The organism is Micromonospora sp. NPDC005197, from assembly GCF_040608295.1.
Taxonomy (GTDB): domain Bacteria; phylum Actinomycetota; class Actinomycetes; order Mycobacteriales; family Micromonosporaceae; genus Micromonospora.
This window is the reverse complement of record NZ_JBEXHY010000223.1, coordinates 1-4,642: the sequence shown is the minus strand read 5'-3', so window position 1 is coordinate 4,642 and position 4,642 is coordinate 1. Positions and strand designations below refer to the sequence as shown.

The following is a 4,642-nucleotide window of genomic DNA, read 5'->3' as shown; positions in this document are numbered from 1 at the left end:
CCAACAACCACACAGACCTACAGCTTCCACGCCGAAATCACACTCTTCGAGAAAGGACTTGCCTCCCGCTCACGGCGCTAAACGCAACGGCGTTGACATCCTGGATCGAGCACGATCTTGTGGGTGGGGAGAGGGTGCTGTCGGCAGGCGGCTCACGCGATGGCGGCGATATCACCGTCGTCGAAGTAGATGGCCTGGTGGAGTCGGCCGCCGAGGGCGACGGCGTACCGGGCAACCACTTCCTGGCCGGAAATCCGGCCCTGCTCGATCTGGGAGACCCGCCCCTTGGTCACCCCCATGCGCTCGGCCACCTGCTGCTGAGTGAGGCCGCGGGCGCGTCGTACCTCGGCGAGGCGATGCCCGACGACTTGCGCGAGCAACTCCTGCTTTCCGGCCGCAACGGCCTCCTCGCCGCCGGCCCGCTGTACGTACTCCGACCGAATATCCGACCACCGCACATGTCCACTCACCGCTGGCCCCCCTCCTGCTGTGCGCGTTCCTTCAAGTAGATCTCATAGCGTTGTTCGGCGAGCGGGATGGCCTGTTGATACCAGCTCTGCCACTGGCCCGCCTTGTCGCCCGCGACCAGCAGGATGCTGGCGCGCCACGGGTCGAAAACGAAGAGGATGCGGACGGTGCCGGGTCGCAACTCCTTGAGATTCGCCAGCGACGACCCCCTGATCGTGTCGACCAGGGGGCGGCCCAGCCCCGGTCCTGCTTCGGCGAGCGCGTCGATGGCCTGGACGACCCGGACGAATGTCGCCTCGTCGAGGCTGTCGATCCAGGCACGGACCTCGTCGACGACGAAGACGTCCCACTCATCCTGCGGCACCCGAGGAGTATACCAATAGCTATACACTGTCACTGCGACTGTCGAACCGATCGGTGCCCCGGGTTCGGTGACTTTTCGGGGTGGAGTGGGTACTGCCGGGCGATGTTCTTCATCTTTGGTCTGCGTACCAAGGTCGACCGGTCCGGTGTCGTGCAGCAGGTCTGCCGCCACTGCGGTAACCACGCCGCGCAGGTGATCACCCGCCGGTCGACGAAATTCACCCTCTTCTTCATCCCCCTCATCCCGATCCGCACCCGGTACGCGCAGCAGTGCACGTTCTGTGGGGCGCAGTACGAGATCGCCAAGTCCGACGCCCAGCGCCTCCCGGTCGGCTGAGCCGCAGATGGCCCGCTTCCTGTGCTGGCTGATCGGTCGACCGTCGTCGACCGGACCCGTCGTGCACACCGCCGCCCGCCCGCCGTGCACCCCCGGCCGGCGTCTGCGTCGACCCGTGCGCCGCCCGCTGGCCGGCACCGCGCTGCCCCGCTCACCCTGGAACCGCTCCGCCGGCCGCTGACCTGACCCGCCGGCCGGTGCGCGACACAGGCCGTCACGAAGGCCCGGGCAGACCGCATCGACCTGGATGTTCGGCCCTGGCGGCGTTCCCGGGCGCTGGCTAGGCTTTCGGGGTTTGCCGTGGACCGGTCCGCCCGACTGTGCACACACGACGAAGAGCCGGAGCGACCGTGTCGCGACAGGACGTGAAGCAGGCCGCGGGGCAGCTCAAGCCCATCGGCCCGATCGTCGCGGTTGCGGTCCTGGTCGTGGAGGCCGGCTGGTTGGCCGCCGCGCTGCCCGGCGCCGCGCTGGTCAGCGACGTGGGCGCGCTGTTGGTGGCCGGCTGGGCGACCGTCGCCTGTGCCGGCGTGGCCCGTCGACACCCGGCCCCGCTGCGCCGATTCTGGACGCTGCTCGCGCTCACCATGGCGCTCGCCGCGCTGGGCCGGGCGACCTGGACGGCGCAGCGGCTCGTCGGCGGAGACCTGCCGCACACCCCGCTGGTCGGGGTGGTCTTCACCGCCGGCATCCTCACCGGCACCGCCGCGCTGCTCAGCTCCCCGTCCGGGCCCCGGACCGGGGTGGGGCGGGCCCGGACGCTGCTGGACGGCGTGATCGTCGCGCTGGCCCTGGTGCCGATCGGCTGGGTGCTGGTGTTCCGCGGGGTCGCCGCCGCCGAGCTGGCCGACCCGGCGCGCACGCTGGGGCTGCTCTACCCGATGTTCGACCTGATGCAGCTCACCATCCTGGTGGCGGTGGCCGGGCCGACGCGACCACTGTGGCGGCCGATGAGCGTGCTCGCCGTGAGCCTCACCATCCGGGTGGTCGCCGACGTCGTCTACGTCTCGCTGGTCGCCCGCGGTGACTACGCCGCCGGTCACCCCATCGACCTGTGCTGGCCGCTGAGTTACCTGCTGATCGGCCTGGCCACCGGGAACCGGCCGCCGCCGGACTGCGACGGCACCGACGAGACCGCGGAGTCGCCGCTGCCACCGTGGTGGCGGGTGGCGCTGCCGTACCTGCCGGTCGGTGGGGCGATCATCGCGGTGCTGCTGGCCCGCCGGCCCACCGGCCAGACCCCGCCGCTGGTCTTCGTATCCATGATGGCGCTGCTCGCCGCTCTCGCCGTGCGTCAGGGGCTGGCCGCCAACGAGAACCTGCGCCTGGTGGCGCGACTGCGTCGGCTCGCGTACGGCGACCAGCTCACCGGCCTACCGAATCGGCTGCTGTTCAACAGGCTGCTGCGCCTGGCTCTGCGCGACGGTCGGCCGGTGGCCGTCCTGCTGCTCGATCTCGACGGGTTCAAGCAGGTCAACGACCGGTTCGGGCACGCCACCGGCGACACCCTGCTGACCGGCTTGGCGGCTCGGATGCGGACGGCGGTGGGTGGCGACGGCACCATCGCCCGGCTCGGCGGGGACGAGTTCGCGGTGCTGGTCGAGGGGGAGGGGCCGGTGTCGCCGGAGCGGCTGGCCGAACGTCTGCTGGACGCCCTGCGGCCCTCCGACGGTGACGAGGACGTGGGCGTGCACCCGTCGGCGAGCATCGGCATCGCCGAGTACGGGCCGCAGCACGCCTCGCACACCGACCTCCTGCGCGACGCCGACATCGCCATGTACGCGGCGAAGGCGGCCGGCAAGTCCGCGTACCGGACGTGCACCCCGGGCCTGCGCGAGTCGGCCGTGTCCCGGGCGGAGTTGATCGCCGACCTGCGCCGGGCCGTCGACGAGGAGCAACTGCACCTGGAGTTCCAGCCCATCGTCGACCTGTCCAGCGGCGCGGTCCGCAGCGCCGAGGCGTTGGTGCGCTGGCGGCACCCTCGACTCGGGATGTTGCCGCCGGCGAAGTTCCTGCCGCTGGCCGAGGAGACCGGGCTGATCCTCCCGATCGACCGCTGGGTGATCCACGAGGCGTGTCGGGCGGCGGCGACCTGGCGGGCCCGCGCGCCGGAGGCGACGGTCGCGGTGAACATCGCCGCGGCACACCTGCGCCGGCCCGACCTGATCGCCACGGTCACGGCGGCCACCGCCAGCGCCGGGTTGGCGCCGCGCGCGCTGACGCTGGAGCTGACCGAGTCGGCGTTGATCGAGGGGACCGACGCGGTGCTCGAACGGCTGCACCAGCTGCGGGAGCTGGGCATCCAGATCGCCATCGACGACTTCGGTACGGGCTACTCGTCGTTGAGCTACCTGCACCGCATCCCGGCCACCGAGCTGAAGATCGACCGGTCGTTCGTGGCGCGGCTGGGCACGGACGATCGGGCGTACGCCACCGTGGAGATGGTCACCCGGCTGGCCGGCGCGTTCGACCTGGCGGTGGTCGCCGAGGGCGTGGAGACCGAACGCCAGCACGACGCGGTCACCGCGATCGGCTGCCCACGCGGCCAGGGCTATCTGTACGGGCGTCCGGACAGCCCCGCCACGGTGGGTCAGAATCGGCCTTGACCCTGACGTAACGGCAGGCGGGAGCCTGGTTCCCGGAAGGGAGGGGAACCATGGCGTACACGGTGGGTCAGGTGTCGAAGATCGCCGGCGTGACGGTACGGACGCTGCACCACTACGACGAGATCGGCCTGCTCTCGCCCAGCGGCCGGACGCCGACCGGCTACCGCCGCTACGACGACGCGGACCTGCAGCGGTTGCAAATCGTCCTGTACTACCGCGAGCTGGGTTTCCCACTTGAGGAGATCACCGCGATCATCGACGACCCGGCGGCCGACCCGGCCGCGCACCTGCGCCGACAGCACGAGCTGCTGACGGTACGGATCAAGCGGTTGCAGGAGATGGTCGCGGCGGTCGAGTTCGCGATGGAGGCGAGCAAGTTGAACATCCAACTCACGCCGGAGGAACGGTTCGAGGTCTTCGGCGACTTCAGGCCGGAGGAGCACGAGGCCGAGGCGGAGCGGCGCTGGGGTGACACCGACGCGTACCGGGAGTCGAACCGGCGGGTCGCCGGCTACCGCAAGGACGACTGGCTGCGCCACAGGGCCGAGAACGAGGACTGGGGCCGGCGGATCGTCGCGCTGCTGGCCTCGGGCGCACCGGCGGACGGCCCGGAGGCGATGGATCTGGCCGAGGAGCACCGGCAGCTCATCAGCCGCTGGTTCTACGAGTGCTCGTACGAGATGCACACCGGTCTGGCCGACATGTACCTGGCCGACGAGCGGTTCACCGCGTACTACGAGAACATCGCCCCCGGCCTGGCCGCGTACCTGCACGAGGCGATCCACGCCAACGCGATCAGCCGCGCCTGATCGACGAGGTGGCCGGCCGGAAACGGCGGTCGGTGCGGTCCGGCTACTCTGGCCGGACC

The 4,642-nt window shown here is 70.9% G+C and carries 6 protein-coding genes; 4 read left to right on the top strand and 2 right to left on the bottom strand.

From position 1 onward, the window contains the following. Window positions 1-152: 152 nt before the first annotated feature. On the bottom strand, window positions 153-470 hold the full coding sequence (locus ABZU46_RS31055; RefSeq protein ID WP_354863257.1) for a helix-turn-helix transcriptional regulator: 318 nt from the start codon (window positions 468-470) through the stop codon (window positions 153-155). Continuing rightward, entirely contained in the window at window positions 467-832 is a 366-nt protein-coding gene (locus tag ABZU46_RS31050; RefSeq protein WP_354863256.1) for a type II toxin-antitoxin system RelE/ParE family toxin, read from the bottom strand. The genes ABZU46_RS31055 and ABZU46_RS31050 overlap by 4 nt, the downstream gene beginning before the upstream one ends. Window positions 833-934: 102 nt before the next feature. Here ABZU46_RS31050 and ABZU46_RS31045 point away from each other — a divergent pair, with 102 nt between their 5' ends. From ABZU46_RS31045 to ABZU46_RS31030, 4 genes are all read left to right on the top strand, one after another. Then, the gene (locus ABZU46_RS31045; protein ID WP_007455911.1) at window positions 935-1,168 is read left to right on the top strand and encodes a zinc-ribbon domain-containing protein; all 234 of its coding nucleotides are present in this window, start codon (window positions 935-937) and stop codon (window positions 1,166-1,168) included. Between the two features lie 7 nt (window positions 1,169-1,175). Next, window positions 1,176-1,349 carry a hypothetical protein gene (locus ABZU46_RS31040; RefSeq protein WP_354863255.1) on the top strand — a complete coding sequence of 58 codons (174 nt, stop codon included), beginning with the start codon at window positions 1,176-1,178 and terminating at the stop codon, window positions 1,347-1,349. A gap of 169 nt (window positions 1,350-1,518) precedes the next feature. After that, window positions 1,519-3,774: an EAL domain-containing protein gene (locus tag ABZU46_RS31035; RefSeq protein ID WP_354863254.1), complete on the top strand. Its 2,256-nt coding sequence runs from the start codon at window positions 1,519-1,521 to the stop codon at window positions 3,772-3,774. Window positions 3,775-3,824: 50 nt separating this feature from the next. Continuing rightward, complete coding sequence (locus ABZU46_RS31030; protein WP_354863253.1) at window positions 3,825-4,583, top strand: MerR family transcriptional regulator; 759 nt, start codon at window positions 3,825-3,827, stop codon at window positions 4,581-4,583. The last annotated feature ends 59 nt before the right edge of the window (window positions 4,584-4,642 follow it).

Coding starts and splice junctions, on each gene's coding strand:
- ABZU46_RS31030 (WP_354863253.1), top strand. CDS start 3,825: ATGGCGTACACGGTGGGTCAGGTGTCGAAGATCGCCGGCGTGACGGTA.
- ABZU46_RS31040 (WP_354863255.1), top strand. CDS start 1,176: ATGGCCCGCTTCCTGTGCTGGCTGATCGGTCGACCGTCGTCGACCGGA.
- ABZU46_RS31045 (WP_007455911.1), top strand. CDS start 935: ATGTTCTTCATCTTTGGTCTGCGTACCAAGGTCGACCGGTCCGGTGTC.